The sequence below is a fragment of the Shewanella ulleungensis genome (genome assembly GCF_014648315.1).
GTDB classification, from domain to species: domain Bacteria; phylum Pseudomonadota; class Gammaproteobacteria; order Enterobacterales; family Shewanellaceae; genus Shewanella; species Shewanella ulleungensis.
The window spans coordinates 1-26,135 of record NZ_BMQW01000004.1 but is presented as its reverse complement, the minus strand read 5'-3'; the positions used below and the strand labels follow the sequence as shown (position 1 = coordinate 26,135).

Sequence of the window (26,135 nt, the reverse complement as noted above, 5' to 3'; positions counted from 1 at the left end):
AATATGAAAACAGTGATTTTACATTACCACCTTTTTAAAAATGCGGGCACATCGCTAGATGCAGCGTTTAAAGAAAACTTTAGCGAAGAAAAAGGCGAATGGGTAACGAAAGAGTTCCCAGCACAACCAGCTAAAAATAGAGAAGAACTAAAACAATGGATTATCGATAATCCACAGGCTAAGTGCTTTTCTTCTCACACCGCGATATTTCCAGTACCTGTGATTGAAGGCATAAACATAGTACCTGTCATTTTTTATCGACATCCAATAGACCGAATGGCATCAGCATATTCGTTTGAACGCAAACAAGGTGGTGATGGCTTTGGTCCAACTTTAGCACGCAATACTACATTAGCCGGTTATATTGAAACCCGTTTGTCTATTAAGGCCGACAGGCAGTGTCGTGATTTTCATGTGCACCGTTTAGCAACAATGTTCGGTGAGAATCATGGCGATGAAGCAATCAGGGCTAAAATGGCGATACAAGCCTTACCTTTTGTCGGGTTGGTAGAAAAGTACTCGGAATCACTAGAGCTCTTAGAGGCTTTGTTAAAAGCTCAAGGGTTTGAAGATATTAAGCTAAAACCAGTAGAAAAAAACGTTTCTCGCGGTGTTAAGAAAACCTTAGATGAAAAGCTAAGTGAAATTAAAGATCAGCTGGGCGATGAGGTTTTTAGCAAGTTATTAGTGGCTAATGAGATTGACTTGATTATCTGGGAAAACTTAAACAATGGCTAATAAAAAAAAAGTTGTTGTTGTTGGTAACTGCCAAGCAAGGCCAATAGCAACCTTGCTTGAGGCAATGAGTGAAGAAATAGAAGTTACAAAAGTAGCGATTGTCCATTTACTTAATTCCGAGCAAGAAGCTGAGTATAAGCCTTTTTTTGAAGAAGCTGATTACATAATCGCGCAATTAGTTAGTGATAACTATCCTTGTGAGTTCGTACGAAGTGACAAATTATCGAATCAGTACGGTAACAAAGTTATTAAAGTTATTAATTTATTTTTTAATGGCTATTTCCCTGACTGGAGATATTTGCGGATTCCAACTGGGGGGACGCTTCATGGGCCGATGGGCGACTACCATAATTCAATAATTTTTCATGGCTGGAGGAATAAAAAGTCTATAGATTCAGTAATACAAAAGCTAAAAAGCCAAACTTATTACTCCAAAATTTACATGGATGCAGATAGGGCTTCATTAAATGAGTTAGTTAGACGCGAAAAAAATTCTGATGTAAACATTGTATCTTATATAAAAAGAATTTATAAAGAAAAAAAGCTTTTTTTCACATTTAATCATCCTACTTTAGAGCTGCTATCTGAATATACAAAAAATATTATAGCTAAATTAGGCTTGCCATTAACTAGCATAAAAGTACCAAATAGAGAGGAACCTCTAGATAGCTTAATAATTTCAGTTATACCTTTGTATAAAGATCTTATAGGAGAAAATATTTACCAAGGCATGGGAGAGCTATCTTCAATAGGACCATATAAATACAAAGGGAAAAAGGAATATAAAATTGATTTTTTAGTCGAAGAGTTTTATCGATTCTACGATTTGAATCATGGTTTTGATTTAAAGAGCCTACCTGCTACCCTAGATGAAAAGAGTGTAAGATTTGAAATTGATTCTATTTTATATGGAGAGAGCGATTTAACTGAAGAATTAGCTATTAAACTAAGTGAAGATTATATTCTTAGCTCGTCTATAAAGTTAGATTATACAGATCTCGAGTATATAATATTGTTTTCCTCTGTAGATGAAAGAATTAAGGCTAGATTCTTTACTCTTTTAATAAAGTTACTCGTTCAGGATAATAAATGGAGTCGGCTCATAAGTTTAGTCGCCTCAAATACTCACATAGTGAGATACCCATTCGTCAATGCCGCAATTTGTGATGCTTTTTTTTATAATCCAGACGTTTTCAAACAGAAATGTGATGAAAATTTACAAAAAATAATTAGTTGCATATCTCAGTACCAGATCACAATTAATCGATTAAAAATAATTTCGGTTGATAATAAAAGTAAATTTAATGAATTTAGAAATAATGTTAGAAAGTATTGCGATATCAATAACTTAAATCAATGCGTGATAATGTTTAATGCCTTTTTGTGTTATGAGGACTTGAAAGGCTATTATTTAGATTTTATATGTTTGGTTGAATTTAAAGTTGGAGAAAATGATGAAAATTATCTATCGATTCTAATTAAGTTATTTGATTTTTTTGGGGTTGATTTTCAAACTGATATGTTGATTTTATTTTTAGAAAATAAAAATATATTTTTGTTTGATCTAATCGTAAGTAAAAGCAAATTTAGAAATGAAATAATTAACTCAATTGAGTTGAATGAATCTATTAAGCTTGAAGACAAGTATTTAGCGAGAAGATTGCTTAGCACCAATAGACGTTTTCCTTCTACTAAGGTGAAAGCTAGATTAAATGAAGTGAAACCTAAGTTAGCTGTATGTATCTCTGGTCAATTAAGAGGGTATAAGCAGACATTTCAGAGCATTAATGATGCATTGGCTCCATTTTTTGACTTTGATGTCTATATAAGTACCTGGAGTAGTGTCGGTTCAAGGCTACCTTATCCATTGGTGGCAGCCGACAGAGTTTTCGAAGGAAGTTTCTTAAAATGCTTTAAAAGTGTTTTATCTAGTGGAAATGTAACGTGGAATGACTTTTGCTTAATGTACCCAACTTTATTAACTGCCTTACAAGATAATAACAGTATCGATAAGGATTATATAAATAGTGCATTTAAAGGAGCGAACGAAGTTTTCTTAGACATTGAAGATGATATAACCGTAGAGTTATTAAGTAACCAAGAAAAAATGTACTATAAAATAGCAAGATGCTATGAAATGCTCGAACATAATGGGAAGGAAGAAGATTATGACTTTGTTCTAAGAGCTCGCCCAGATCGCAAAATAGAGATAAATGACCTATCAAAGCTATCTGATATGCTGGATATTGAAAGTAGTGAGCTATTTGTAGACGCTCCTTCCAGATTGCATTTTTTTAAGGGCATGACTGTTGGCGATACTTTAGCTTTCGGAACTCCCGGCATAATGAGTAAGTATTCTATTTTTTATAATCATGTTAAAACTGAAAAAATTGTTATTCGACCACATAATGAGTTGGCATATTATTTATATTCGTTATCAATAGACACTTTGACATCGGCAATCATCGCTACTGGATTCTACAATCCAAGGCTACCCCAGAAAACTATCTTAGAAGCTATTGAGACAGATTCATCTCATCGTGATAGCAAAGTAGATAAATTATTCATTGAAGCCTTAACTGAAGACTGTTTAAAAAAGTGAGTTGATTTATATGAAAAAATTAGTAGTAGACTTAGATGGTACTATAACTTTAGGTGATACAAGTGATTACCTAAATGTAACCCCTAATTTTGATGTGATAAAAAAGTTACAACAATATCAAAATGATGGTTTTTCAATTGTCATTGCAACGGCTAGAAATATGCGTACTTATGAAGGAAATGTAGGTAAGATAAATGTTCATACCTTGCCCACCATTGTTGAATGGTTAGAGAAGCATGAAGTGCCTTACGATGAAATTATAGTGGGTAAACCTTGGTGTGGCTTTGATGGTTTTTATATTGATGATAAATCAATCAGACCTTCTGAATTTGCATCAATGAGTTATGATGAAATTATGCAATTGCTTGCAAAAGAAAATGCACACAACGATAGTGGTAATGAACTTTAGGTAATAACTATGTTTTTAATAATGTCGGGTGCGTACATTGGGCAAGAACTGCAATCTGAATTTGGACGTATACCACCTAGTTTTTTGCCTCTAGGAAATAGAAGGCTGTTTTTACACCAATTAAAACTTGCGCCTAAAGGTGTGAGTATATACCTCACTGTACCCGAAAGTTATAAAGTGTCTCGTACTGATTTAGAGTTACTAAAAGCGAATGAAGTTGAAGTACTGCCCTTGGCAGACAACCTCACATTGGGTGAATCTTTAATTACAGCGCTTAATTTGTCTGAGCACACATTTAATGAGCCATTACATGTGCTATTTGGCGATACGCTTTTTAAAAAGCTGCCACAGGGCGATAATTTTGCTTCACTTTCAACAGTAGAAGAAAACTACCACTGGGCAGTTGCAACCGAAAATGACAATGATTGGTTACAGTTAGCACAAGGTCAACTTGATATTAATGGCAGCCAAATTATTAATGGTTATTTTAAATTCTCCCAGCCTAGAGAGCTTTTAAGAGCAATTACAAAGTCGAACTGGAACTTTTTAACTGGTCTAAACTATTATAAAACCCAGACAGACTTTGCAGGGTACTTGGCTAAAGATTGGCTAGATTTTGGTCACGTTAATACTTATTACTCATCAAAGGCTAACTTTACTACTCAGCGTGCGTTCAATGATTTAAAAATCACTCCTAATTGGATTGAGAAATCGAGCAGTAAAGATATAAAAATTGCAGCTGAGTCTAATTGGTTTGCAACGTTACCTTTTTCGTTACGTAATTATATACCGCAATATTTAGGTGAGCGTAATCACGAAGGGCGCACAAGTTACCGCTTAGAGTATTTACATAATACGGCACTTAATGAGTTGTATGTTTTTTCTGAGCTACCACAAAAAGTATGGAAACGCATACTGACTGAATGTGTTGGTTTTTTAAAAGCATGTAGTCAAGAAAAAGCACCCATAGAGGCGGCTATTAATGCCTTGCCAGAGCTTTTTGGTACGAAAACGGACCAGCGACTAACTGAGTTTTGTAATAGTCGTGGCTATGACCAAGATCAAGTTTGGATATATGCTGGTGTAAAAGCTTCCCTAAAGGATGTTTTGAGCTTATCGATTAATAATTTACCTAGCGATAATCATAGTAGCTCTGTACTACATGGTGATTTTTGTTTTAGTAATATTTTATATGACTTTCGCGCTAATCGTATTAAAACCATCGATCCCCGTGGTTTAACAACCGACAATGAACTTTCAATTTATGGGCATGTCTATTACGACATTGCAAAATTAGCTCATTCAATTATTGGCTTATATGATTGGATAATTGCTGGCTATTATACAGTCGATTTAAAAAATACTGATATTGAGCTTAGTATTGACACGAATAATAAGCAGCAAAATATCCAAGAATTTTTTATTCAGCTTATTGAGCAAGAGTTTGCAATTTCAAAAAAGCAAGTTATTGCCATGCAAATACAGCTTTTTTTATCGATGCTACCTTTACACTGTGACGACACAATACGCCAAGATGCGCTATTTGCTAACGCCTTTCGCCTCCATAAAAAACTAAAAGAATTATAATAGGACACCAAAATGATTGTTATTCCAATGGCTGGACTAAGTTCCCGTTTTTTTAAAGCAGGTTATACGCAACCAAAATATATGCTTGAGGCTTACGGTAAAAGTTTATTTGATCATTCAGTAGAGAGTTTTTCTAAATATTTTGCTAGTGAAAAGTTTATTTTTATAATCAGAGATGTTTACGGTACCTATGAATTTGTTCTACAGCGGATAAAAGCGCTGAATATATTAGATTACGACATTGTAACTTTAACAGAAGAAACACGAGGTCAAGCAGAGACAGTTTCTTTAGGTTTAGCTAATTACCAGAATAGTACCGATCCTATCACTATTTTTAATATTGACACCTTTAGACCTGATTTTACGTATCCGGATCTTGAGAGTCTAGGCGATGGCTATTTAGAAGTATTTAACGGTGAAGGGGCTAATTGGTCCTACGTGCGACCTGTTAATGAGAACAGCACGGTTATTGATTTAACGACTGAAAAAAATCCAATATCTGATTTATGTTGCACTGGGTTATATCACTTTGCGAATATTCAGGATTATTTTACCGCTTACAATTATTATATATCTTTACCACGAGAACAATGGGAAAAGGGTGAGCTTTATGTGGCACCACTTTACAATTACCTTATAACTCAGGGGAAAGAACTACATTATAATCTTATAGAAAATAATGAGGTTATCTTTTGTGGCACTCCTGATGAATATGATGATTTTTTAGTGTGTAATTCGCCAAACTAAGTTTTACTAAGCCGACTTTCCTGAAGCTATCGCCCACTAACAAATGGGTCTTATGAAAGATCCCATTAGAGCTTCATTTAATCTATGATTTACATAAGCGCTTGATTTTAAAGTTATTTTTATTTACAAAAATAAAGTAGCTTAAAACAGCAATAGGTTTTTTGTGATTATTGATAATAAAGTGCTTGTTTGTACAGGTTTTAACCGTAGTGTTACCTCAGCAACCGCTAACTACCTTTATAATGCAGGGTTGCCGCTAGGGCAAAACCTAATGCCAGGTGCGATTAGTAACCCAAAAGGTCACTATGAAGATTTAGGTGCTGTAAAACTGCATGATGAACAGCTAGAACAGTCTGCTACAAATTGGCAATTTAATGATGAGTGCCAATTACAAAGCACACCTAACTTTTTAAATGCTTATGTAACGATGCGAAATAAACAAACAGCATATTGGGCAGGGCAACCGCATGAGTGTTCATTAATTAGCCACATCACTGAATCCAGCATTTAATACCGCTTCTAAGTATGCTGTTTTCATCCAGGCTCGTTTTTGTTTAGCTGGTATGCTTCCCTTTGAAGGTTCGCTTCTAAGCATATTCAATGCAGCTTGGCGTAACATAGTCCAATTTTCAGCACCATGGTCTTGATAAATTTGGCAAGCATCTTCAGCCATACAGACATCTAACACCCAATGCAGGCTATTTTCTACAGCCCAATGTGCACGCACCGCTTCAGCGAGTTGCTGCTCTGTCAGTTCAGCGGAACTGATATGGTAACGATACATGAGCTCAGGCGCTTTTCCTTTTTGCTGACGAAAGCTCATACTCATGCCAAGTGTTTGTAATTGAGGCCATTGTGAGAATTCTTCTTTAAACTGTTTGGCACTTAAGACATGGTAAACTCGCGCTTCGATACGACCATGTTGTAGCTCAAAGCTTACGCCGCCAAGCGGAGCTTTACGTGTCTCAGAAAATGCTGTTTCTACAGCTTTATGTAGATTGCCCTGATTACTTTTTAGCGTAAATAAGTAATCGACAATGTGCTCTGCAATGTTAACTTGGCGGCCCATGGCATCAATCGAAACCAAAGCACCTTCAATATCCAGAAGCTTTATTAGCTCTGGGATTGCAGTGATTTCATTGGACTTTTCAGAGGTCTTGACTTGCCCAAGAACGAGTTTGTTTTTACATGCAAACGCATTCACCATATGAATTTTTGATTGTCGGTTTCCACGTTGATAGGAGCCTCTTAATGTCTTGCTGTCTATCGCGATAAGTTGATCTTGCGTTATTTCATGCACGGCTTGCATCCGCTTTATGAAACACAGCCTAAATTGCTCGGGGTCAATGCGTGAGATGGTCCTCGCGATGGTGTCATCGACAGGGACACCATCACTTAAATATCCATGCTGTTGAAACCAATCAAGATGACTGTCAGCGTAATCACGAATCTCGCTCCAGCCCTCGGCTCATGCGATAACACCACAGAGAGTAACAAATAAAATATCTTCGAGAGGATAAGTGATTTTAGCTGATTGACGAGTGTCGGTAAGCTCGCTGAAAAAAGTTGTGAAGGCCTCAAGGTACATAATTTACTCTCCTAAAAGAGAGTATAAGATCACAGCTAAGCCAATGCGTCAAACAGATTGTGTGTCAATATCAGCAGTTCAAAAAACGTTCACGATCTCACCCTGCCCTCATGGTAAGGTAATTAATAATAAAGTGAAGACCTACCAGGCCAAGCTAGCCACCACCAAATAATAACATATTTGGTTTTGTAGCTTATAAACAAGTAAATAAAGCATTGTTATCACCACAGATAACACAGAGAACACAGAGAACACAGAGAAGTGAAGGAGTAGATCTAATTGTATTCTAATAAGTGGAATGCTGCTGACTTATTGTTTAGTTAACCGTTAACGCCCAAGTCTTTATTTAACTTTCTATTTTTGTATTTTATTTTGGTATTTAAATTGCAATTGCAATTGCCGGTACCGGTTATGTTGGCCTTTCTAATGCGGTGATGGTGATTAAATCGACCGTGCCTGTGGGTTACACCAAAAGTGTACGTGAGAAGTTTTATACCAACAATATCATCTTTTCGGCCGAGTTTTTACGTGAGGGTAAGGCGCTGCACGATAACCTATATCCCTCACGCATTATTGTGGGTGAGCGCAGTGAACGCGCCAAGCAATTTGCTGATTTATTAGTGCAAGGGGCAAAAAAAATATCGAAGTGCTGTTTACGGACTCTACAGAAGCTGAAGCAGTTAAGCTGTTTTCTAATACTTACCTTGCTATGCGTGTCGCTTACTTTAACGAGCTAGACAGTTACGCCGAAAGTCATGGCTTAAACAGCAAACAGATTATTGAAGGGGTGAGTTTAGACCCTCGTATTGGTGGGCATTATAAGAATCCATCTTTTGGCTATGGTGGTTACTGTCTACCTAAAGACACTAAGCAATTACGCGCCAATTATGCTGATGTGCCTAATAGCATTATCGGTGCTATAGTCGATGCTAACCGTACCCGTAAAGACTTTATTGCAGAGTCTATATTGCGCCGTAATCCTAAAGTTGTTGGCATTTATCGTCTAGTAATGAAGACGGGGTCGGATAACTTTAGGGCATCTGCTATTCAAGGCATTATGAAGCGCATAAAGGCTAAGGGCATCGAGGTGGTGATTTATGAGCCTGTAATGACAGATACTGAATTTTTTCTCTCTAAAGTGATTAAAGACCTTAACCAGTTTAAAGCGATTGCAGATGTGATTGTAGCCAACCGCATAGATGACAGCATTAGTGATGTGGTTGGAAAAGTATACACCCGCGATTTATTTGGTAGCGATTAACTTATCTTGTTATGTTAACTGGCACTGATTAGGCTGATTGGTTAAGATTTACTTTAGCTTTTCAGGTATTTTATACTCTTTCAAATAATCAAATAATCAAATAATCAAATAATATAAATGTATAATAAGAGAACTTGTGAAAAAATTTAACTTTTCAGATAAAAATTTAAATAATCTTAACCAAAATGGTCAGCATCAGTTTGCGATGCGCCATGCAATGCATATGTATGGCAGTAACGTTGTGTATAGCTTTATACCAAAAAATGGTTGCAGTACCTTACGCTTGTCTGTGGCAATGGCCAATGGCTGTATTAGCGATATCTCAGATGGGCACTGGATCCATGCTAATAACGGGACTTTCACCCCAGGGCTGCGTGATGCAATAACTGCAGACTATGCTTTTGTTGTATTGCGTTGCCCATTTAGGCGTTTGGCAAGTGTATATTTGGATAAGTTTGTTTCAAAAGAGCCCGAGGCATGGTTATATCGTAATCAACTTAATCGTAGCGTTGAGTTAGATGATTTAACCTTTGAGCAATTTGTTAAGTCATTGGCGGTTCCCCCTATGAAAGGGTTTAATATTCATTGGAAACCCCAAAGCGATTTTTTATTGTATAGCCAATATGACGACTATTTTGCTTTAGAGCATTTTGATAATGCCATAACGACTTTAAAACAAAAAATCAATTTTGATGTGGTAGACGCTCGCAGCTTAACCGGCCATGGTACCGATAAGTTTGATATGTTAAACGACAGATGTTTTGCTACCACTGCCGCGTTTGATATCGCCACCCTAAAGCGCCAAGGGCAATGTCCGAGCCACCAAGCGATGTATAATGATGAGCTAATTGCACTGGTACAGCGTTTGTATGCCGATGACATCAAGTTATATTCAGACAAGTGTGATGCTGCTGATTTATTGTTCCGTTAGGTGTTAACTCACAAGCCACTATTGAGCTTTTTATTTTTTCAGTATTTTATTTTGGTATTTAAATGAAAATTGCTATCGCCGGTACCGGTTATGTTGGTCTGTCTAATGCTGTGTTATTTGCCCAACATAACACTGTTGTGGCCGTTGACGTGCTCGTCCATAAAGTTGAGTTAATTAACAATAGACAGTCCCCTATTGTGGATGTGGATATCGCGCATTATTTACAACACGTTCCGCTTAACTTAACCGCCACCTTAGATAAGCAGTTAGCTTATCAAGGGGCTGATTTTGTGATTATTGCCACACCAACAGATTATGACGCACAAACTAACTATTTTAATACCAGCTCTGTTGAGGCGGTGATTAAAGATGTTATAGCCATTAACCCTAATGCGGTGATGGTGATCAAGTCTACTGTGCCTGTGGGCTACACTAAAAGTGTACGTGAGAAGTTTAACACTGACAATATCATCTTTTCGCCTGAGTTTTTACGTGAAGGCAAGGCGCTACACGATAACTTGTATCCGTCGCGTATTATCGTGGGTGAGCGTTCTGAGCGTGCTAAGCAGTTTGCTAATTTACTTGTACAGGGGGCAAAAAAGCAAGATATTGAAGTGCTGTTTACTGACTCAACAGAGGCTGAAGCCGTAAAGTTGTTTTCAAATACCTACCTTGCCATGCGTGTTGCCTACTTTAATGAGCTAGACAGCTACGCAGAAAGCCATAACTTAAACAGTAAACAGATTATTGAAGGGGTAAGTTTAGACCCGCGCATTGGTGGCCATTATAACAATCCGTCTTTTGGCTATGGTGGTTACTGCCTACCTAAAGACACTAAGCAATTACGCGCCAATTATGCTGATGTGCCTAATAGCATTATCGGCGCGATTGTTGATGCTAACCGCACCCGCAAAGACTTTATTGCTGACTCTATATTGCGTCGCAATCCTAAGGTTGTAGGGATTTATCGTTTAGTGATGAAAACTGGGTCGGATAACTTTAGGGCATCAGCCATTCAAGGCATTATGAAGCGCATTAAAGCTAAAGGGGTTGAGGTGGTCATTTATGAACCTGTCATGTCAGAGTCTGAGTTTTTTCATTCTAAGGTGATTAAAGACCTCAATGAGTTTAAAGCAATGGCCGATGTGATTGTCGCAAACCGCATTGATGACAACATTGTTGATGTCGTTGATAAAGTGTATACCCGTGATTTGTTTGGCAGCGACTAATTTATCTTATTATGTTAACTGGCACAGATTAGGCTAATTGGTTAGTTAAGGCTGAATGAATGTCTTTTTTGTAATATTAAGTGATATTATTTAGTATTTTGTTTATGATTAATCCTAAATTGAGATGCTAGAAAATAACATTCAACAAGAAGGCCTTTAATATGAATATGACTCCAGCTTACGTGGTTGATGGGATCAAATCTATCGCCATACACAATGGTGTTGCACGTGTGTTGTTTATGCGGTTAGATGCAGATGGCGAACCATTACCAGCAGTAGAGCTTGATATTCCTCTTAACCAACTAGAAGCCATTACAACTGCTATTGGTAATATTTAGTCGGTATGTTTTGATAAAACGCTGAAATGTTAAAGTTTCGGCGTTTTTTTAGGGTTAAATTATTGCTAACCTCGCTGTTAATTTAAAACTGTAAAAACTATTTTCACATTCAACGCTGTAAAAAATCAGGTAAAACCACATGAAAAAAATGGGTCATATCCATATTCCTAAGTGTGCCGGATCATCGCTCAATAAAATGTTATACAAGCAATTTGAGCTTTCCCCAAAACATTTTACTGGTGTTGTTTATCAAAAACAAACAGACCGTACACTCGATGTTGTCATTGATAGCCCTGATTTTTTTGAACTGTCGAATAGACAATTTGTATCCGGCCATGTGTCATTTAAAGAAATGGCACTACTGCAACGAAATTTTATCTTTACTGTATTACGCAATCCTTACGAACGTTTTTTTTCGTTATTTACTTATAATATTACGAGGGCGTTAAAATCCAGTAATATACCCCATTTACAAGGTTATGAAAATAAAACATTTATTGAACATTTAGCGTTTTTGTCGTCAAGAAAAATAAATACCACATACAGTCAATTGATTGCAGATTATCCTGATCCTATTAGTAAATTATTAATCGATAGAGTTTTTTTTAGAGATAATGAATTATTATGTAGGACGACTATTAATAAGGCGTTATCGAGATTAGATGTAATTTATTATTGCGATATGAGTTTGTTGTTATCACATTTAACGCAGTTGAGCCTAGTTCCAGTATTAAAGCCTATTATAGAAAATGTATCTAGCATACCTATTAATATAAAGATGGGATGTAATCAAGCGACGTTCAAAAAACTTATTGATGAAAATTGTTGGTTAGAAGTAGAGATTTTAAAGCAAGCCCATCAGTTATATCCTGAAACAATTATTAAACCATGTATAGATTTTGACGATTTTTTAAATGGCATAAAAGATAGATTTTCATTATTGTTTGATTAAAGTGTGAGGTATTAAAAATAGTGGCAGATATGAACGAAATTGAACATGCTAAATATTTGTTGGCAGAACGTAACTTTAGTGATTTTGATAAACTATTAGATAGGTATTTGGCTATTAAACCTAATAATTATCAACTATTATTGTTAAAGGCGAGTTCGTTTAAGCTAAGGGGTGATACTCAAAGTGCTATTGACACCTATGAGGAAATACATCAACAGTTTTCTGATAAAATTTGGGCTGCAGTGAGTTTAAATGATTTGTATTGCGAGTTCAATAACGTCGATTTTGCAGAGAAGTATTTAGCATTTATCCTTGCATCAAATTGTGACGAGTTGATAAAGTTGCGGTCTAAGTTTAGGTTTTACTCATTGACTAAACAGTTTGATCAACTTGTTATTATCTTAACTAGCTTAATTAAATTTGATCCTGACAATGTACGGTGGCCTTTAACATTAGCAAATTTATATCTTAGCAATAATGCCCCCCTTAATGCTCAAGAGGTCTTGAGTGATGCGAATAAAAATAAGTTAACTGAAAAGCTGTCTCTAGCTGCACGTTTAAATTATGCACAAGTGCAATATGATGTATATGTCCAGCTTACAAAATACTCTGAAGCATTATCTCTTTGTGAAGGAATTTTGGCTATTCAATTGAGTGATGTAGCGAAAATCCATTGGCAATTAAATAAGTTAAATCTATTAATAGACGGTGTCGGGTTACCCCAAGCTGCCAAGTATATTGAATCTATTTATGAGGGCGACTTAAATGATAAAGTTACGCCAAGTGTGTTAAATAAAGCATTACTGCTACCTATTAGTGATTGTTTTAAATCACGGTTATATCATTGGGCCGTTAATTTTATTGAACATCCAAAATTTAGAAAGCTAGCAACAAAATGTTTTATACGATTTTATTCGCAATTTCCTATAGATGATAGTGTAAATAAGCTTATTATAAAATTTAACTTACGTGATACTAGCCTACAAAGAGATATTATTAATGATGATGACTCAGATGTGATTATCAGTCCTGTAGTGAGTGATACCGTTATATTTGTATTTACAGGCCTTGCCCAAGCGACTGCAATACCTATTACGTTATTAGATGTTGCCTTTGCTAAGTTAAACTTAACGACGGTTTATTTACGTGATGTTAATCGCCTTTTTTTTAATCAAGGTATTCAGTCGGTAGCAACTGACTTTGATGAAACCGTTATATATTTGAAAAAAATGTATAATAAATTAAATGGCAAAAAGCTTATTGTAATTGGTACTTCAGCTGGAGGATATGCTGCCGTTAGATATGGTTATGCTTTGGGCGCTGATAAAATTTGTACTTTTGGCGCACCATTTAATATTACTGCAGAGTTTATGAAGCATGATCTTCGTGCAAAAATCGCGATTAAGCGTCAACAAATTTATCATGAATCAATTTTAGATTTAGCTAACGTGATAAAAAAGGGACATTACGCTATACCTATTGAGGCATACTATGGAGAAGAGCATCCATTAGATAAGCGCAGCGCTGAACATGTTATTGGTTTTCCTTGTGTTATAGATAAAAAATTACCAGGAGTATCGGAACACGATATTTTCCAAGTTTTCCATAATAATGGTCAGTTAGATACGTTAATACAAGAGTGTTTGAATTAATATTTAATAAAGGGAATTACAATGAAAAAAATTTACATACACCTCGCTATTTTAGTGGCAACTTGTAGTAGCGTCAGCTTTAACACCAAAGCAAGTGCAGATCCTTACATTGGTGAGATTATGCTAGTCGGCTATAATTTCTGTCCTCAAAATTGGTTACCTGCTGATGGTGCTCTTTTGTCTATAAGCAATTATTCGGCTTTATTCTCGTTGTTTGGAACCGCTTATGGAGGTGACGGTATTAGCACTTTTGCTTTACCTGATTTACGAGGTAGGGCCCCTATTCATCGTGGTACAGGCAATGGTTTAAAAAATTACAATATTGGTAACACTGGTGGTTCAGAATACATCAGTATTACGTTAAACAATATGCCTATGCATAATCATATTATCAACTCTACAAATCAAGTTGGTGACAAAAATGGCCCCGGAGGCGATTTTTTGGCTGTAGCAAGTGATGCTGGGGCAAATTATCATGATGGTCCACCCAATAGAACGATGGACCCTGGTATGGTCAGTAATACCGGTGGTAGTGTGCCTATTGAAACTCGTTCACCTTACTTAGCAATGACCTTCTGTGTTGCTCTCACAGGTCTTTATCCTTCTAGACCTTAATTAAGTAATATTACAGAGAATTTTGAATGACAGTTTTTACGTTAATTTTAGGTATGCATCGTAGTGGAACAAGCTGCTTGACTGGTTGTTTAGAGTCCGCTGGTTTGTTTTTAGGTGATGTGGTTACCGAAGCTAAATTTAACAAAAGAGGTAATAGAGAAAATAAGAAAATAGTCCAATTAAATGATTTATTACTAGCACATAATTCAGCTAGTTGGAGTAATCCTATGGATATTGTATCTTGGGATATGGAACATGAATTAGCAAGAGGTTCTTTAATATCTTCCTACGCTATGTGCGATAATTATTCTGTTGGTATAAAAGATCCTAGGATTTGTTTTTCTTTACCATTTTGGTTAGATGGCATTGAAAAATACAGATTTATTGGTACTTTTAGGCATCCTCATTCTGTTGCTTTGTCACTCAATTACAGAAACAACATGCCATTAGACGTCGCTTACGATTTATGGAATAAATATAACACAAAGTTGTTAGAGTATTTACGTAGTTATCAGTTTCCTCTGCTTTGTTTCGATGTTGAAAATGCTAAGTATTTACAAGATATTGAAAGTATATGCAGTTTTTTGGATTTAAACAAACCCTCAAATAGCGCTGATTTTTTTGAATCTTCTTTGCGTAATCATAATATTGGTAATGAGTATATAAATTTACCGCAGAATACAACGCACATCTATAATGAATTGCTAGAATATTATAATAATCAAGATATAGCTAGAAATAACATATATACAAAGGGTCACCAATGAAAGCAAAAGTCGCAATGATCTCAGGCCCTGCACTTGGCCACGTGGTTAGACTAAGATCTATTGCCGATATTTTGATTAATTTAGATGTTGAGGTAGAGTTTTTTGTTCCTAAAATGTCTATACTTACTAAAAAAGTATTAAATGATTATGTCGTTCATAATTTTGATGTAGAGGGAGAAGATAAAGCAGTAATATTTGGGATGGGCGTAAATGAGAAATTGATTAAGTGCGATTTCTCTTTAATTATATACGATGCAAATCCAATGTTGTGGTTGCTCTATATTGATACTTTATGCTTGCCGACCATATGTGTAACGAATGTATTTTTAACAAAAGTGTCTAGTAATTTTAAAATTGTTCAAGATGATTTTTTCTTAAATAATAAAGTGACAATCAATATTCAAAGACAAGCGTTAGGTTTGAGTCCGTTAAAGACGGCTCGTGATATTTATGAAGCTAGTTTAACCCTGCTCGCAGACCCTAAACCGGTTGTAGAACATGTTTGCTCTTTATTACCAAATAGTTATAAACAGGTTGGGGAGTGTAGTTTGTCTTTTGATGCCGAAGAGTTGCTTTGCTCACAAGATAAGCTAAATAATATTCTTTTGTTATCTATGGGCTCAACTGGACCTGGTGACATTGATGAAAAGTTTTTTATTAATTTATTTAATACTGTGAAAGCAGATACGGTCGTTTATGTAGGTAACAAAATTGATTATTATAAGAACAAGTTGAAAATTGAACATTGTTATACATTTATTCCGTTGGAAAAAATATATAAACAGGTAAAACTAATTGTTACACAAGGCGGTGTTGGTTCGACTTATCAAGCATTAAAAAATGGATTGCCTATAATTGTTTGCCACGAACATCAAAATCAAAATATTCTTGGGTTAATTCTGAGTGACTTGGGGTGTGCTTTTAATTATGACAAGAATAATATTGACAATATTTTTACGTCTGAAAGAATTAACATAATGAGGAATAACGCTGTTAGTATTTCTCATTCGATGTCATTAGACAATGGGCCTGTTACTGCTGCATCATTAATCTTAGAACTGTTATCCAAGAAAATGATATCTTTTCCTATAACATCTTCTAAATATAACAATGAAAATGCAGCACAGGATGTCGATGTTGTTTTCCATATTGGGCTTCATAAAACGGGTACAACTTGGTTACAAAAAGGCTTGTTTATTGAACATCCGGATTTACTACTTTTAAATAGTTCTTCTCAACCTTGGAACTGTCCTTTAATCAGTTTACTTGTTGGAGAGAATGAGAGAGGTTATAAGCATAAAAAAGCCGATAGAGCATTAAGTGAACTAATTAATATTAATGGTAGTCAGACTAGAGGAAAAGTGAATGTTATTTCAGCTGAGCGTTTGTCTGGTCATCCTTACTCCGGTGGCTTTGATACTTTTTTAATAGCCAAAAGAATTAAAAAATTGTGCCCTGATGCTAAGATTATTATTGGTTTACGTAATCCTAAAGATATCATAGTATCCATTTTTAAACAGATGGTAAGTGAAGGTTTTGTAGGCAACTTTGACACTTTTATTGCCACTAAAGCTTGGAAGCGTCCTTTTTTTGATTTAAGTTATTTAGAGTATCATCATATTGTTTTTTTATATCGCAGATTGTTTGGGAGTGAGAATGTAAAAGTTGTTTTTTATGAAACCCTTCGCGATTCACCACAAAATTATATTGATGACATTTGTAATTTTTTAAAAGTTGTAAGCTTTACTCCTAAAAATATTATTAAGGCCGTTAATTCGTCATCTAAATTTGATATTAATAAACAATATGCTATAAATATGACAAGGTTATCTGAGTTTAACCAGCATCCTTTACCTATAAATACACCTCCATCTATTATTCAAGATGCTTTGAAGTCATTAAGCTTAATTGATTTTACAGTTAACCTCGACTCAATCGATTGGTCTCATGTTGATAGGTCGTGTAGTATTTTGTTTAATGAATTGGGTATGAGTAACCCATATTCTTGATGGGTAAATAATTTTTTACAAGTTGATTTCAAAGCCTAGTTTTGTTAAAAAGTCGATCTGCTGATTAGTTACGAAATCATTTTTGTATTCTTTGTATCTTTGACTGCTGCTTTGAGCTTTAAAAAGTAATTTTAATTTGTCTGTTTTTTTCTTATCAACTTCTATCTTTAAAAAGTTTATTATTTTATTTAATTCATCTAAAGTTCCATTGTTTAGCTTGTCATAATTAACTAGTAGTATTCTTTTAGGGTGGTATTTTTCAAAAGCTTTAATTCTTTTGTGAACTTCTATCCAATAGTTTAATGAGTCAGCTGGTGTCATAGATGGGACATATTGCAACAGTTTTATTCCCCATAAATTTAATTGATTCTGATTTTTACTATAAGCCATGTCTAAACCATTGCGCATTACATGTATATACTTAACATTAGGATAGTAATTAAGTATATATGGTAAAAATATATGGGTGTTGGGTTCTTTCCATGCCCAATTAAGTTTAATTTTACTTGCTTTAGATGATATAACAGCTTGATTAAGCCTTTCTGATAACCAGGCTTTTGATGGGTGAGATCTGTGTGATATCCAATGAGCAACTTGAGTAATTTGTTCATCTTCCAGTGGTTTAACTTTGAGACTGACTTGTTCAAAAATTTTGCATCTTGCATTAAAGTCATTTTGATCACAACCCCATAATCTTGCGTCTTTGAATAATAGTGTGAACAATAGATTATCGTTAGCCTGGTTGAGATCATCTCCGATAAAATAACCCAATTGCTTTACTATTTCAGCGACTAACCTTGTACCACTTCCTCCCACACCACCTATAGCAACAGGCTGATTAAAATCAATATTATCCATCTATTAAATGTCCTAATCTAAAAAACCTCACAAGCGTGAGGTTTTATGTATGCTGTTATAAAAATGATATTAATTTATTAAGTTAAGTTTTTCTTGAATTTGCTGTAGTTGTTGCTCTAGTTGAGCAATACGTTTGTCTTTTTCATCGGCTTCTGACTTAAGGGCTTGTATTGCTGCTAGGGTAACACCTGTAATATCTGTGTAAGCAATTTTATCATCTTGCTCACCATTTAAACTAAATATTTTATGAAAATCCTCAGCCATTGGCCCTAAGTGGATTTTAGTTTTGTCTTCTTTTATGTAATTCCAAGTATAAACACCTAAACTTGCAATTTTATTAAGCACATCTGACGTATCTACTGAGACTATGTTTTCTTTTAGTAACCTACTTGATGCTCCAGTAACGACTCCTGATACGTTTAAATTACCTGTTCTATCTAATTTAAACTCAACTCCGTCCTCTTCTGGGCTAACAATATAAAAATCGTTGTTGGTATTTGATACTTTCCAATCAACATTACTGGTTTTGTTTGAAAACACGATCTGCGTATCGCCACTGTTTTTTAAATAAATATAGTTCTTATCACCAGCAGTTGTCCCAGTGTTTTCAAGTATTAACTTTGGTTCCGTTGTTTTAGTATTTTGTATATGCAGTGATGCAGCTGGGCTAGATGTACCTAAACCTATATCTCCGTTTGTATCGATATATAACGAGCTATCCGGCGCACCAGGCCTAATTCTAAAAGGTAGCTTGGATCCATTGGTAGCATCGCGAATAAAGAAGTTTGTTTCATTAGCTGCTACGTCCCAGGTTTGTGCTGTAAAGCCTGAACTACCATTTTGCTCTAAGCGCATAGTTGGGCTGTCGCCATTGACAACATGTAACTCTACTACCGGGGTTGATGTGCCTATGCCTATTCTACCGCCATCATCAACATATAGTGAGTGATTGGGGGCGCTGGCTTCTATTGTAAATGGTGTTTTACTACCACTGACATCATCAATTGAGAACTTGTTTTGACCACCGTTTGTGGAGTCATTGGCAGTTATTTGCCAATCGTTACTCGGGAAGCTTCCGCTACTACTTGTGTCATCAAATTTAATGCGTAAATTATTTTCTTTTAGTCTTAACGTATCAAAACTAAAGTTTTCACCATTAACGCAGTCTTGCCCTATACAGGCACTACCACCAACAATTAAGTCGTCAAGTATTTGCTGGTCGGCATAAGTATTAATCGATACCGCAAGTGGAATGATTGCCCAAGCAAGTTTATGTGTTGTTTTCATCATTAATACCTGCTGTTTTGAATTGGTTGAATCGTTTGCTCAAAATCAGCTTCAGCCTCATCGTCGATGACAAATTGACTGTCTTTAACATTGAAGTGTCCTGACGTGGTTTGAATATTGCCAGTATTACGTTTGGCGTTTTTGCGGCCTGTTTTAGGATCCGTTATGTATTCAAGTTTACCGTTTTGGGTGTATTGAATTTGGTAAGTGTAGCTACCTGAGTCGGTGATATTGAGTGTTTCAATGTCAACTTGGGTTTTGTTGTTATTGAGTGTGATTGTCTCATTAAAGCCGTTAGGCCCAGAAATTGTAATCGTTGCGGTATCAAAATTATTACCCGAGTCGACGTCTAGTATTGAACCGCTTACCGCGATGTTATCTGCTAAACATGCGGACGAAGTCAATAATGCCGCGATACACAATGTGGCTTTGATTGTTTTTCGTATTGTTTTCATTTTTTAAGCCTATATGTTGTTATCTGGATTTATTTTAACCAAAAAGCAACATTTAGCAAATTTTAAGCACTTATTTGCTAATCTTTTTGGGTGGGAATTTTTGTTTATATTTATTTTTTTGTGAGAGGGTAAGGCTCTATAAGCGCTATTTTTCAATGTTTTTCATGGTAGTTGTTGTTTTTCTGTTTTGGTGATTGTTTGAATTTAAACAATTAGTGAGGCTGGTTTTAGTTTTTGCTGTTATTATTGTTAAATAAATGTAACTCGCTGTTACCGTTTATCGCGGTAAAAAATTGAACCCATCATAACAATGAGAAAGGATTCGCTATGATTGCGATGCCCAAAAACACATTATCAGGTTTATTGAATAGTTCTCGCCTTGTTTACTTGTTTGTACTCATGGCTAGCTTTACTGCAAATGCTGTTCCTAGCGATCTTTCTTTGGCTGGTGTTTTAAGTAGCCCAACGGTTTCTGTTGGGAATTCAAGTACGTTAACCTACACGTTAACTAATAATTCTTCGTCCGACTCTGCTTCTGAAATTGGTTTTAATGTTAATTTACCGCTTGGTGTAGTGGTTGCAGCACAAACGAATGAATCAATGTCCTGTGGGAGTGGCAGCTACACCCTTGATGCCGGTGCGAGTATTGTTGCTGCTAGCGGGTATCAGTTAAGTCAGGGACAAAGCTGTAAGTTAATCTTTAACGTAACCGCGAGCTCTGCTGGCGCATTAAATATTACCACTACTGATCTGTCATCGAGTGCTGGTAGTAGCGCAGATTCGTCAACAACTCTTACTGTTAGTGACACCACAGTGTCGGCAACTTTATCGCTATCACCAAGTTCAGTTTCAGTTGGTAATTTTACTCGCTTAACGTTGACATTAGTCAATTCTCAAGACTCTTATGCTTATGGGTTTAGTGGCAAAATTGACTTGCCTAGTGGAACGGTTATCGCACCAGTTGCTAATTTTTCAACTGATTGTGGAGATTTTATGTCCTTGACTGAGTCTGCCGGCGCGAGTTCGATTACGTTGTTTGCACAATATATACCTATTTCACAGTACGCTACTTTACCGCCATTTTCTTCATGTACTGTGTCAATCGACTTACTTTCAAGTGTTGCAGGTGAATTTGACATTATCACTTCAGATATGACCTATGCCAATTCAAGCAACCGTATTGGTAAGGCGTCTACTTTTTTAAATGTGCAGAAACAGTTTGTTAATATGGTTTTAGACCCGTTGACGGTAACACCTGGGCAAGCTGCTACTTTAAATGTGTCTTTAACTAATTTTGACAGAAGTAATAGCGCAGCTAACATTACGTTTAGTGATGATTTAGACGCTACATTAACAGGGTTAGTTGCCACTGGTTTACCTTTAAACGATGTGTGTGGCAGTGGCTCAGTGTTGTCTGGAACAGATGTTGTCATGTTAACCAATGGTTCTTTATCTGGTGGAGATAGTTGTTCTTTTAGTATCCCTGTGCAAATTCCATCTAATTCAGTAATTGGTTTGTATGATAATACCGTGGGCAATATTTCATCATCAATTAACACCTATCCTGATGTAACTAATTCTTTTTATGTTTCAAATGCTCCGACGCTAAGTATGGAAGTGCTTGAATCGAACGTGACCGCTGGTGACAATATTACGCTTAGGTATGTCTTAACAAATATCGACAGCGTGAATGATGCAACGGATCTTACTTTTAATACGGTAATTGGAGGTGACTCTGTTGCTACGATTACCACATTGCCAGGTAGTAATTTTTGTAACGCTACAGGCACAAGTAGTACTCCATTTATTAGTGATGCCTTTCAAGCCAATGTAGCTGCAATCACTCTTTCTGCAGGGCAATCATGTACATTTGATCTCGGTTTAACTCTTAATGCTGATATTAATTCTGGTGATTATCAGTTTATAGCACAACAAATATCGACAACAATTAATGGGCAGGCTATATCGAGTCAGAATCCCTCTGCCAATGCTGCGATTACAGTGAATACAGCGCCTAGTTTACGTTTCTCGTTTCAAGAAAGAGTGTTACTACCTGGTGCTACAAGTGCTATAGATTTTGAATTGTCTCACAATGAAAATGCCTCTGCGGATGCAACAAATATTGCTTTTACACTCGATTTAGAAACTGTTTTATCAGGATTAGTTGCTACAGGGTTACCTGTTTCTGATGTGTGCGATGTTGGTTCTGCTGTGAGTGGTACATCTACTATTACTTTTTCTGGCGGTAGTTTGAGCCCCGGAGAAAGCTGTCATTTTTCTGTGCCTGTTCAGCTTCCTGCTGGAAGTGTTGGTAGCAACTTAACGTTTACTAGTTCAAGTACTACGGCGAATTTAGCGGGCGAAGTCGTTAATAAAGCTGGCAGTTCAACATCGCTAACTGTAAGCGGTTTACGGTTTAGTCAAACTTTCTCGGACAGTTCGATTAAAGTGGGGAGTGCCGGAGGACAAGTAGATGTTATTTATTTACTTACCAATGAAACGGGGGCGGGTGATGCGACAAGTATCGCTTTTACCGAAAATTTTAGTAGCTTTATTTCTGGTTCGACGATTGCTTCAGCAGATCAAACTGGCTTTTGTGGCACAGGCTCTGCAACATCAGGTTCTGGATCTAGCTTTTTAATAGTGAGTGGCGTTGAAGTCGCAAATGGTCAGCAGTGTGCTATTACTGTGACTTTGAATATCCCTAATACAGTCGCGGCTAATAATTACTTATCGGTAACGAGTAATTTATCTGCCACCATAGACGGTGTTAATACTTCGGTTAGTGCTGTTGTTGCTAATTTGAACATAAACGAGTTAACTGTGGTGACGTCTGTAGATGTGAGTAGTCCTACTTCTGAGTCGGTTATTAGTTTATTGATTACTTTTACTGACGAGGTTTCTGACTTTGATGAAACAGACATTATTGCAACCAATGCATCGTTGTCTAATTTTGGTGGTACAGGTGCAATTTATACTGCAGATGTGACACCAACAGCCAACGGGATTGTCACTTTGCAAATCGCTGCAAATGCTGCGTTTGATGTGTTAGATGGATCTGTCGGCAATAAAGCTGCGTTAGATACTGTTTTTGAATATCAATCAACGCCAATAGTGGCAACACCTAGCTTAACATTGAGTTCACCATCAAGTGTGTTGGTTAATTCTGGTCCCGTGAGTTATACCGTTAATTATACCGATGTTGAGCAAGTTGACTTAAATGCTAATGAAGTCACCCTTAATACTACAGGTACTGCAAATGCTGACATTTCTATTTTTAACGGTGACTCTAGTACTGTCACTGTGAGTTTAGATAATATCGTTGGTAATGGTTCAATCGGTATTAGTATTGTTGGAGGGACCGCACGGTTTAGTACCAACTTAGCACCTTCTGCAGGGCCTTCTGGAGTATTTATTGTTGATACGCTGAAACCGAATGTGGCTCTGAGTACTGGCTCATTAAATCAAACAACTGATTTTACCGTCAATATAGCGTTTGATGAAAATGTGTTAGGTTTTGACGTTGGTGATATTTCTGTTGTTAACGGTAGCTTATCTAACTTTCAAATAATTAATGCTAAAACATATAGTGTTGTTGTTAGCGCTATAGGTGAAACGTCTGTTAATTTAAGTATTCTCGATAGTGTGGCAAGTGATGGTGCAGGGAATGGTAATAACACTTCCAATACTTTAAATATTACTTACGATGATTTACAGCCTAGTGTTACTGTGAGTGGGCCTTCAGGTTCAGTAAGTTCAGGTTTTACTGCGACGATAGATTTTAGTGAGTCAGTAACTGGTTTTGACATAAACGACATTCAAGTGACGAATGCTAATTTATCAGCATTTACCAATGTCGATGATAAGCAGTATACCATTGCAGTATCTCCTATTGCACAATCTGCCGTCATACTTGCTGTTAACTCATCGGTAGCTGTGGATGTGCTAAATAATAGTAATATCGCATCTAATAGTTACTCCGTCATTTATGATTTTAACGATGCGCCGGTGATCAGCGGCACCCCTGCGACCTCGGTGAATGAAGACAGTGCCTACAGCTTTACGCCCACCGCCACTGATGCTGACAGCGGTGACAGCCTCACTTTTAGCATTACCAATAAACCCACCTGGGCCAGCTTTAACAGTGCCAATGGTCAGCTAAGCGGCACGCCGACCAATGCCGATGTGGGCACCACTGCGGGGATTGTGATCAGTGTCAGTGACGGCAATGTCAGTACACCCCTAAGCGCCTTTAGCATTACGGTGAGCAACACCAACGATGCGCCGGTGATTGGTGGCACTCCCGCGACCTCGGTGAATGAAGACAGTGCCTTCAGCTTTACGCCCACCGCCAGTGATGACGACAGCGGTGACAGCCTCACCTTTAGCATTACCAATAAACCCACCTGGGCCAGCTTTAACAGCGCCAATGGTCAGTTGAATGGCACGCCGACTAATGCCGATGTGGGCACCACGGCGGGGATTGTGATCAGCGTCAGTGACGGCAATGTCAGTACACCCCTAAGCGCCTTTAGCATTACGGTGAGCAACACCAACGATGCGCCGGTGATTGGTGGCACTCCCGCGACCTCAGTGAATGAAGACAGTGCTTACAGCTTTACGCCAACGGCCAGTGATGATGACAGCGGTGACAGCCTCACCTTTAGCATTACCAATAAACCCACCTGGGCCAGCTTTAACAGTGCCAATGGTCAGTTGAGTGGCACGCCGACCAATGCCGATGTGGGTACCACGGCGGGGATTGTGATCAGCGTCAGTGACGGCAATGTCAGTACACCCCTAAGCGCCTTTAGCATTACGGTGAGCAACACCAACGATGCGCCGGTGATTGGTGGCACTCCCGCGACCTCAGTGAATGAAGACAGTGCTTACAGCTTTACGCCAACGGCAAGTGATGACGACAGCGGTGACAGCCTCACCTTTAGCATTACCAATAAACCCACCTGGGCCAGTTTTAACAGTGCCAATGGTCAGTTAAGTGGCACGCCGACCAATGCCGATGTGGGTACCACGGCGGGGATTGTGATCAGCGTCAGTGACGGCAATGTCAGTACACCCCTAAGCGCCTTTAGCATTACGGTGAGCAACACCAACGATGCGCCGGTGATTGGTGGCACTCCCGCGACCTCAGTGAATGAAGACAGTGCTTACAGCTTTACGCCCACCGCCAGTGATGACGACAGCGGTGACAGCCTCACTTTTAGCATTGCCAATAAACCCACCTGGGCCAGCTTTAACAGTGCCAATGGTCAGCTAAGCGGCACGCCGACCAATGCCGATGTGGGCACCACGGCGGGGATTGTGATCAGCGTCAGTGATGGCAACATTAGCACGCACCGCGTTAACTGCCTTTAGCATTACGGTGAGCAACACCAACGATGCGCCGGTGATTGGTGGCACTCCCGCGACCTCGGTGAATGAAGACAGTGCCTACAGCTTTACGCCCACCGCCAGTGATGATGACAGCGGTGACAGCCTCACTTTTAGCATTACCAATAAACCCACCTGGGCCAGCTTTAACAGCGCCAATGGTCAGCTAAGCGGCACGCCGACCAATGCCGATGTGGGCACCACGGCGGGGATTGTGATCAGCGTCAGTGATGGCAACATTAGCAGCGCGTTAACTGCCTTTAGCATTACGGTGAGCAACACTAACGATGCGCCGGTGATTGGTGGCACTCCCGCGACCTCGGTGAATGAAGACAGTGCCTACAGCTTTACGCCCACCGCCAGTGATGACGACAGCGGTGACAGCCTCACTTTTAGCATTATCAATAAACCCACCTGGGCCAGCTTTAACAGCGCCAATGGTCAGCTAAGCGGCACGCCGACCAATACCGATGTGGGCACCACGGCGGGGATTGTGATCAGCGTCAGTGATGGCAACATTAGCACTACATTAACTGCCTTTAGCATTACGGTGAGCAACACCAACGATGCGCCGGTGATTGGTGGCACTCCCGCGACCTCGGTGAATGAAGACAGTGCCTACAGCTTTACGCCCACCGCCAGTGATGACGACAGCGGTGACAGCCTCACTTTTAGCATTATCAATAAACCCACCTGGGCCAGCTTTAACAGCGCCAATG

17 protein-coding genes and 4 pseudogenes are annotated in these 26,135 nt (G+C 37.7%); 17 read left to right on the top strand and 4 right to left on the bottom strand.

Going from position 1 to position 26,135, the window contains the following annotated elements; all coding sequences use genetic code 11:
- The first annotated feature begins 3 nt into the window (after window positions 1-3).
- From IEY40_RS09055 to IEY40_RS09030, 6 genes are all read left to right on the top strand, one after another.
- On the top strand, window positions 4-738 hold the full coding sequence (locus IEY40_RS09055; RefSeq protein WP_188955397.1) for a sulfotransferase family 2 domain-containing protein: 735 nt from the start codon (window positions 4-6) through the stop codon (window positions 736-738).
- Window positions 731-3,340, top strand: coding sequence for a WcbI family polysaccharide biosynthesis putative acetyltransferase (locus IEY40_RS09050; RefSeq protein WP_188955395.1), 2,610 nt, complete (start codon window positions 731-733; stop codon window positions 3,338-3,340). The genes IEY40_RS09055 and IEY40_RS09050 overlap by 8 nt, the downstream gene beginning before the upstream one ends.
- A gap of 10 nt (window positions 3,341-3,350) precedes the next feature.
- Window positions 3,351-3,749, top strand: a complete 399-nt coding sequence (locus IEY40_RS09045; RefSeq protein ID WP_188955392.1) for an HAD hydrolase family protein — start codon at window positions 3,351-3,353, stop codon at window positions 3,747-3,749.
- A gap of 249 nt (window positions 3,750-3,998) precedes the next feature.
- On the top strand, window positions 3,999-5,336 hold the full coding sequence (locus IEY40_RS09040; RefSeq protein ID WP_229777063.1) for a capsular biosynthesis protein: 1,338 nt from the start codon (window positions 3,999-4,001) through the stop codon (window positions 5,334-5,336).
- Window positions 5,337-5,348: 12 nt separating this feature from the next.
- Window positions 5,349-6,083, top strand: a complete 735-nt coding sequence (locus IEY40_RS09035) for a glycosyltransferase family 2 protein (protein WP_188955388.1) — start codon at window positions 5,349-5,351, stop codon at window positions 6,081-6,083.
- A 163-nt stretch (window positions 6,084-6,246) separates the two neighbouring features.
- Window positions 6,247-6,594 (top strand): sulfotransferase family protein, encoded by a 348-nt coding sequence (locus IEY40_RS09030; protein ID WP_188955386.1) that lies wholly within the window; start codon window positions 6,247-6,249, stop codon window positions 6,592-6,594.
- Here IEY40_RS09030 and IEY40_RS09025 read toward each other — a convergent pair.
- Window positions 6,562-7,671, bottom strand: a pseudogene (locus IEY40_RS09025) (ISAs1 family transposase). The gene IEY40_RS09030 and the pseudogene IEY40_RS09025 overlap by 33 nt on opposite strands.
- A 425-nt stretch (window positions 7,672-8,096) precedes the next feature.
- On the opposite strand from IEY40_RS09025, the pseudogene IEY40_RS09020 reads away from it, so the two are divergent.
- The 9 genes and pseudogenes from IEY40_RS09020 to IEY40_RS08980 form a co-directional block, all read left to right on the top strand.
- Window positions 8,097-8,932 (top strand): annotated as a pseudogene (locus IEY40_RS09020) (nucleotide sugar dehydrogenase); the annotation flags it as partial.
- Window positions 8,933-9,068: 136 nt separating this feature from the next.
- Window positions 9,069-9,863 (top strand): sulfotransferase family 2 domain-containing protein, encoded by a 795-nt coding sequence (locus tag IEY40_RS09015; protein ID WP_229777062.1) that lies wholly within the window; start codon window positions 9,069-9,071, stop codon window positions 9,861-9,863.
- Window positions 9,864-9,925: 62 nt separating this feature from the next.
- Complete coding sequence (locus tag IEY40_RS09010) at window positions 9,926-11,092, top strand: nucleotide sugar dehydrogenase (RefSeq protein ID WP_188955385.1); 1,167 nt, start codon at window positions 9,926-9,928, stop codon at window positions 11,090-11,092.
- Window positions 11,093-11,253: 161 nt separating this feature from the next.
- Window positions 11,254-11,430, top strand: coding sequence for a hypothetical protein (locus tag IEY40_RS09005; RefSeq protein ID WP_188955383.1), 177 nt, complete (start codon window positions 11,254-11,256; stop codon window positions 11,428-11,430).
- 139 nt (window positions 11,431-11,569) lie between these two features.
- Window positions 11,570-12,382, top strand: a complete 813-nt coding sequence (locus tag IEY40_RS09000; RefSeq protein WP_188955381.1) for a sulfotransferase family 2 domain-containing protein — start codon at window positions 11,570-11,572, stop codon at window positions 12,380-12,382.
- A gap of 29 nt (window positions 12,383-12,411) precedes the next feature.
- Window positions 12,412-14,034 (top strand): tetratricopeptide repeat protein, encoded by a 1,623-nt coding sequence (locus tag IEY40_RS08995; RefSeq protein WP_188955379.1) that lies wholly within the window; start codon window positions 12,412-12,414, stop codon window positions 14,032-14,034.
- Between the two features lie 21 nt (window positions 14,035-14,055).
- Complete coding sequence (locus IEY40_RS08990; RefSeq protein WP_188955377.1) at window positions 14,056-14,649, top strand: phage tail protein; 594 nt, start codon at window positions 14,056-14,058, stop codon at window positions 14,647-14,649.
- 26 nt (window positions 14,650-14,675) lie between these two features.
- Window positions 14,676-15,416: a sulfotransferase family protein gene (locus IEY40_RS08985; RefSeq protein WP_188955374.1), complete on the top strand. Its 741-nt coding sequence runs from the start codon at window positions 14,676-14,678 to the stop codon at window positions 15,414-15,416.
- Window positions 15,413-17,425 carry a sulfotransferase domain-containing protein gene (locus IEY40_RS08980; protein WP_188955372.1) on the top strand — a complete coding sequence of 671 codons (2,013 nt, stop codon included), beginning with the start codon at window positions 15,413-15,415 and terminating at the stop codon, window positions 17,423-17,425. Before IEY40_RS08985 ends, IEY40_RS08980 begins: the two co-directional genes overlap by 4 nt.
- Window positions 17,426-17,440: 15 nt before the next feature.
- On the opposite strand, the gene IEY40_RS08975 is transcribed toward IEY40_RS08980, so the two are convergent.
- From IEY40_RS08975 to IEY40_RS08965, 3 genes are all read right to left on the bottom strand, one after another.
- Window positions 17,441-18,283 (bottom strand): sulfotransferase, encoded by an 843-nt coding sequence (locus IEY40_RS08975; RefSeq protein ID WP_188955370.1) that lies wholly within the window; start codon window positions 18,281-18,283, stop codon window positions 17,441-17,443.
- A gap of 69 nt (window positions 18,284-18,352) precedes the next feature.
- Window positions 18,353-19,570, bottom strand: a complete 1,218-nt coding sequence (locus IEY40_RS08970) for a tail fiber domain-containing protein (protein ID WP_188955368.1) — start codon at window positions 19,568-19,570, stop codon at window positions 18,353-18,355.
- A 2-nt stretch (window positions 19,571-19,572) separates the two neighbouring features.
- Window positions 19,573-20,025 carry a hypothetical protein gene (locus tag IEY40_RS08965; RefSeq protein WP_188955365.1) on the bottom strand — a complete coding sequence of 151 codons (453 nt, stop codon included), beginning with the start codon at window positions 20,023-20,025 and terminating at the stop codon, window positions 19,573-19,575.
- 327 nt (window positions 20,026-20,352) lie between these two features.
- Between IEY40_RS08965 and IEY40_RS08960 the strand changes: the two are divergent.
- Both IEY40_RS08960 and IEY40_RS20320 read left to right on the top strand, forming a co-directional pair.
- Window positions 20,353-23,994: pseudogene (locus IEY40_RS08960) on the top strand (beta strand repeat-containing protein); the annotation flags it as partial.
- Window positions 23,995-24,018: 24 nt separating this feature from the next.
- Window positions 24,019-26,135 (top strand): annotated as a pseudogene (locus tag IEY40_RS20320) (putative Ig domain-containing protein); the annotation flags it as partial.

Bases quoted from the DNA above. Each gene is read 5' to 3' on its own strand.
- IEY40_RS09055 (WP_188955397.1), top strand. From the start codon at position 4: ATGAAAACAGTGATTTTACATTACCACCTTTTTAAAAATGCGGGCACA.
- IEY40_RS09050 (WP_188955395.1), top strand. From the start codon at position 731: ATGGCTAATAAAAAAAAAGTTGTTGTTGTTGGTAACTGCCAAGCAAGG.
- IEY40_RS09045 (WP_188955392.1), top strand. From the start codon at position 3,351: ATGAAAAAATTAGTAGTAGACTTAGATGGTACTATAACTTTAGGTGAT.
- IEY40_RS09035 (WP_188955388.1), top strand. From the start codon at position 5,349: ATGATTGTTATTCCAATGGCTGGACTAAGTTCCCGTTTTTTTAAAGCA.
- IEY40_RS09010 (WP_188955385.1), top strand. From the start codon at position 9,926: ATGAAAATTGCTATCGCCGGTACCGGTTATGTTGGTCTGTCTAATGCT.
- IEY40_RS09005 (WP_188955383.1), top strand. From the start codon at position 11,254: ATGAATATGACTCCAGCTTACGTGGTTGATGGGATCAAATCTATCGCC.
- IEY40_RS09000 (WP_188955381.1), top strand. From the start codon at position 11,570: ATGAAAAAAATGGGTCATATCCATATTCCTAAGTGTGCCGGATCATCG.
- IEY40_RS08995 (WP_188955379.1), top strand. From the start codon at position 12,412: ATGAACGAAATTGAACATGCTAAATATTTGTTGGCAGAACGTAACTTT.
- IEY40_RS08990 (WP_188955377.1), top strand. From the start codon at position 14,056: ATGAAAAAAATTTACATACACCTCGCTATTTTAGTGGCAACTTGTAGT.
- IEY40_RS08985 (WP_188955374.1), top strand. From the start codon at position 14,676: ATGACAGTTTTTACGTTAATTTTAGGTATGCATCGTAGTGGAACAAGC.
- IEY40_RS08980 (WP_188955372.1), top strand. From the start codon at position 15,413: ATGAAAGCAAAAGTCGCAATGATCTCAGGCCCTGCACTTGGCCACGTG.
- IEY40_RS08975 (WP_188955370.1), bottom strand. From the start codon at position 18,283: ATGGATAATATTGATTTTAATCAGCCTGTTGCTATAGGTGGTGTGGGA.
- IEY40_RS08970 (WP_188955368.1), bottom strand. From the start codon at position 19,570: ATGAAAACAACACATAAACTTGCTTGGGCAATCATTCCACTTGCGGTA.
- IEY40_RS08965 (WP_188955365.1), bottom strand. From the start codon at position 20,025: ATGAAAACAATACGAAAAACAATCAAAGCCACATTGTGTATCGCGGCA.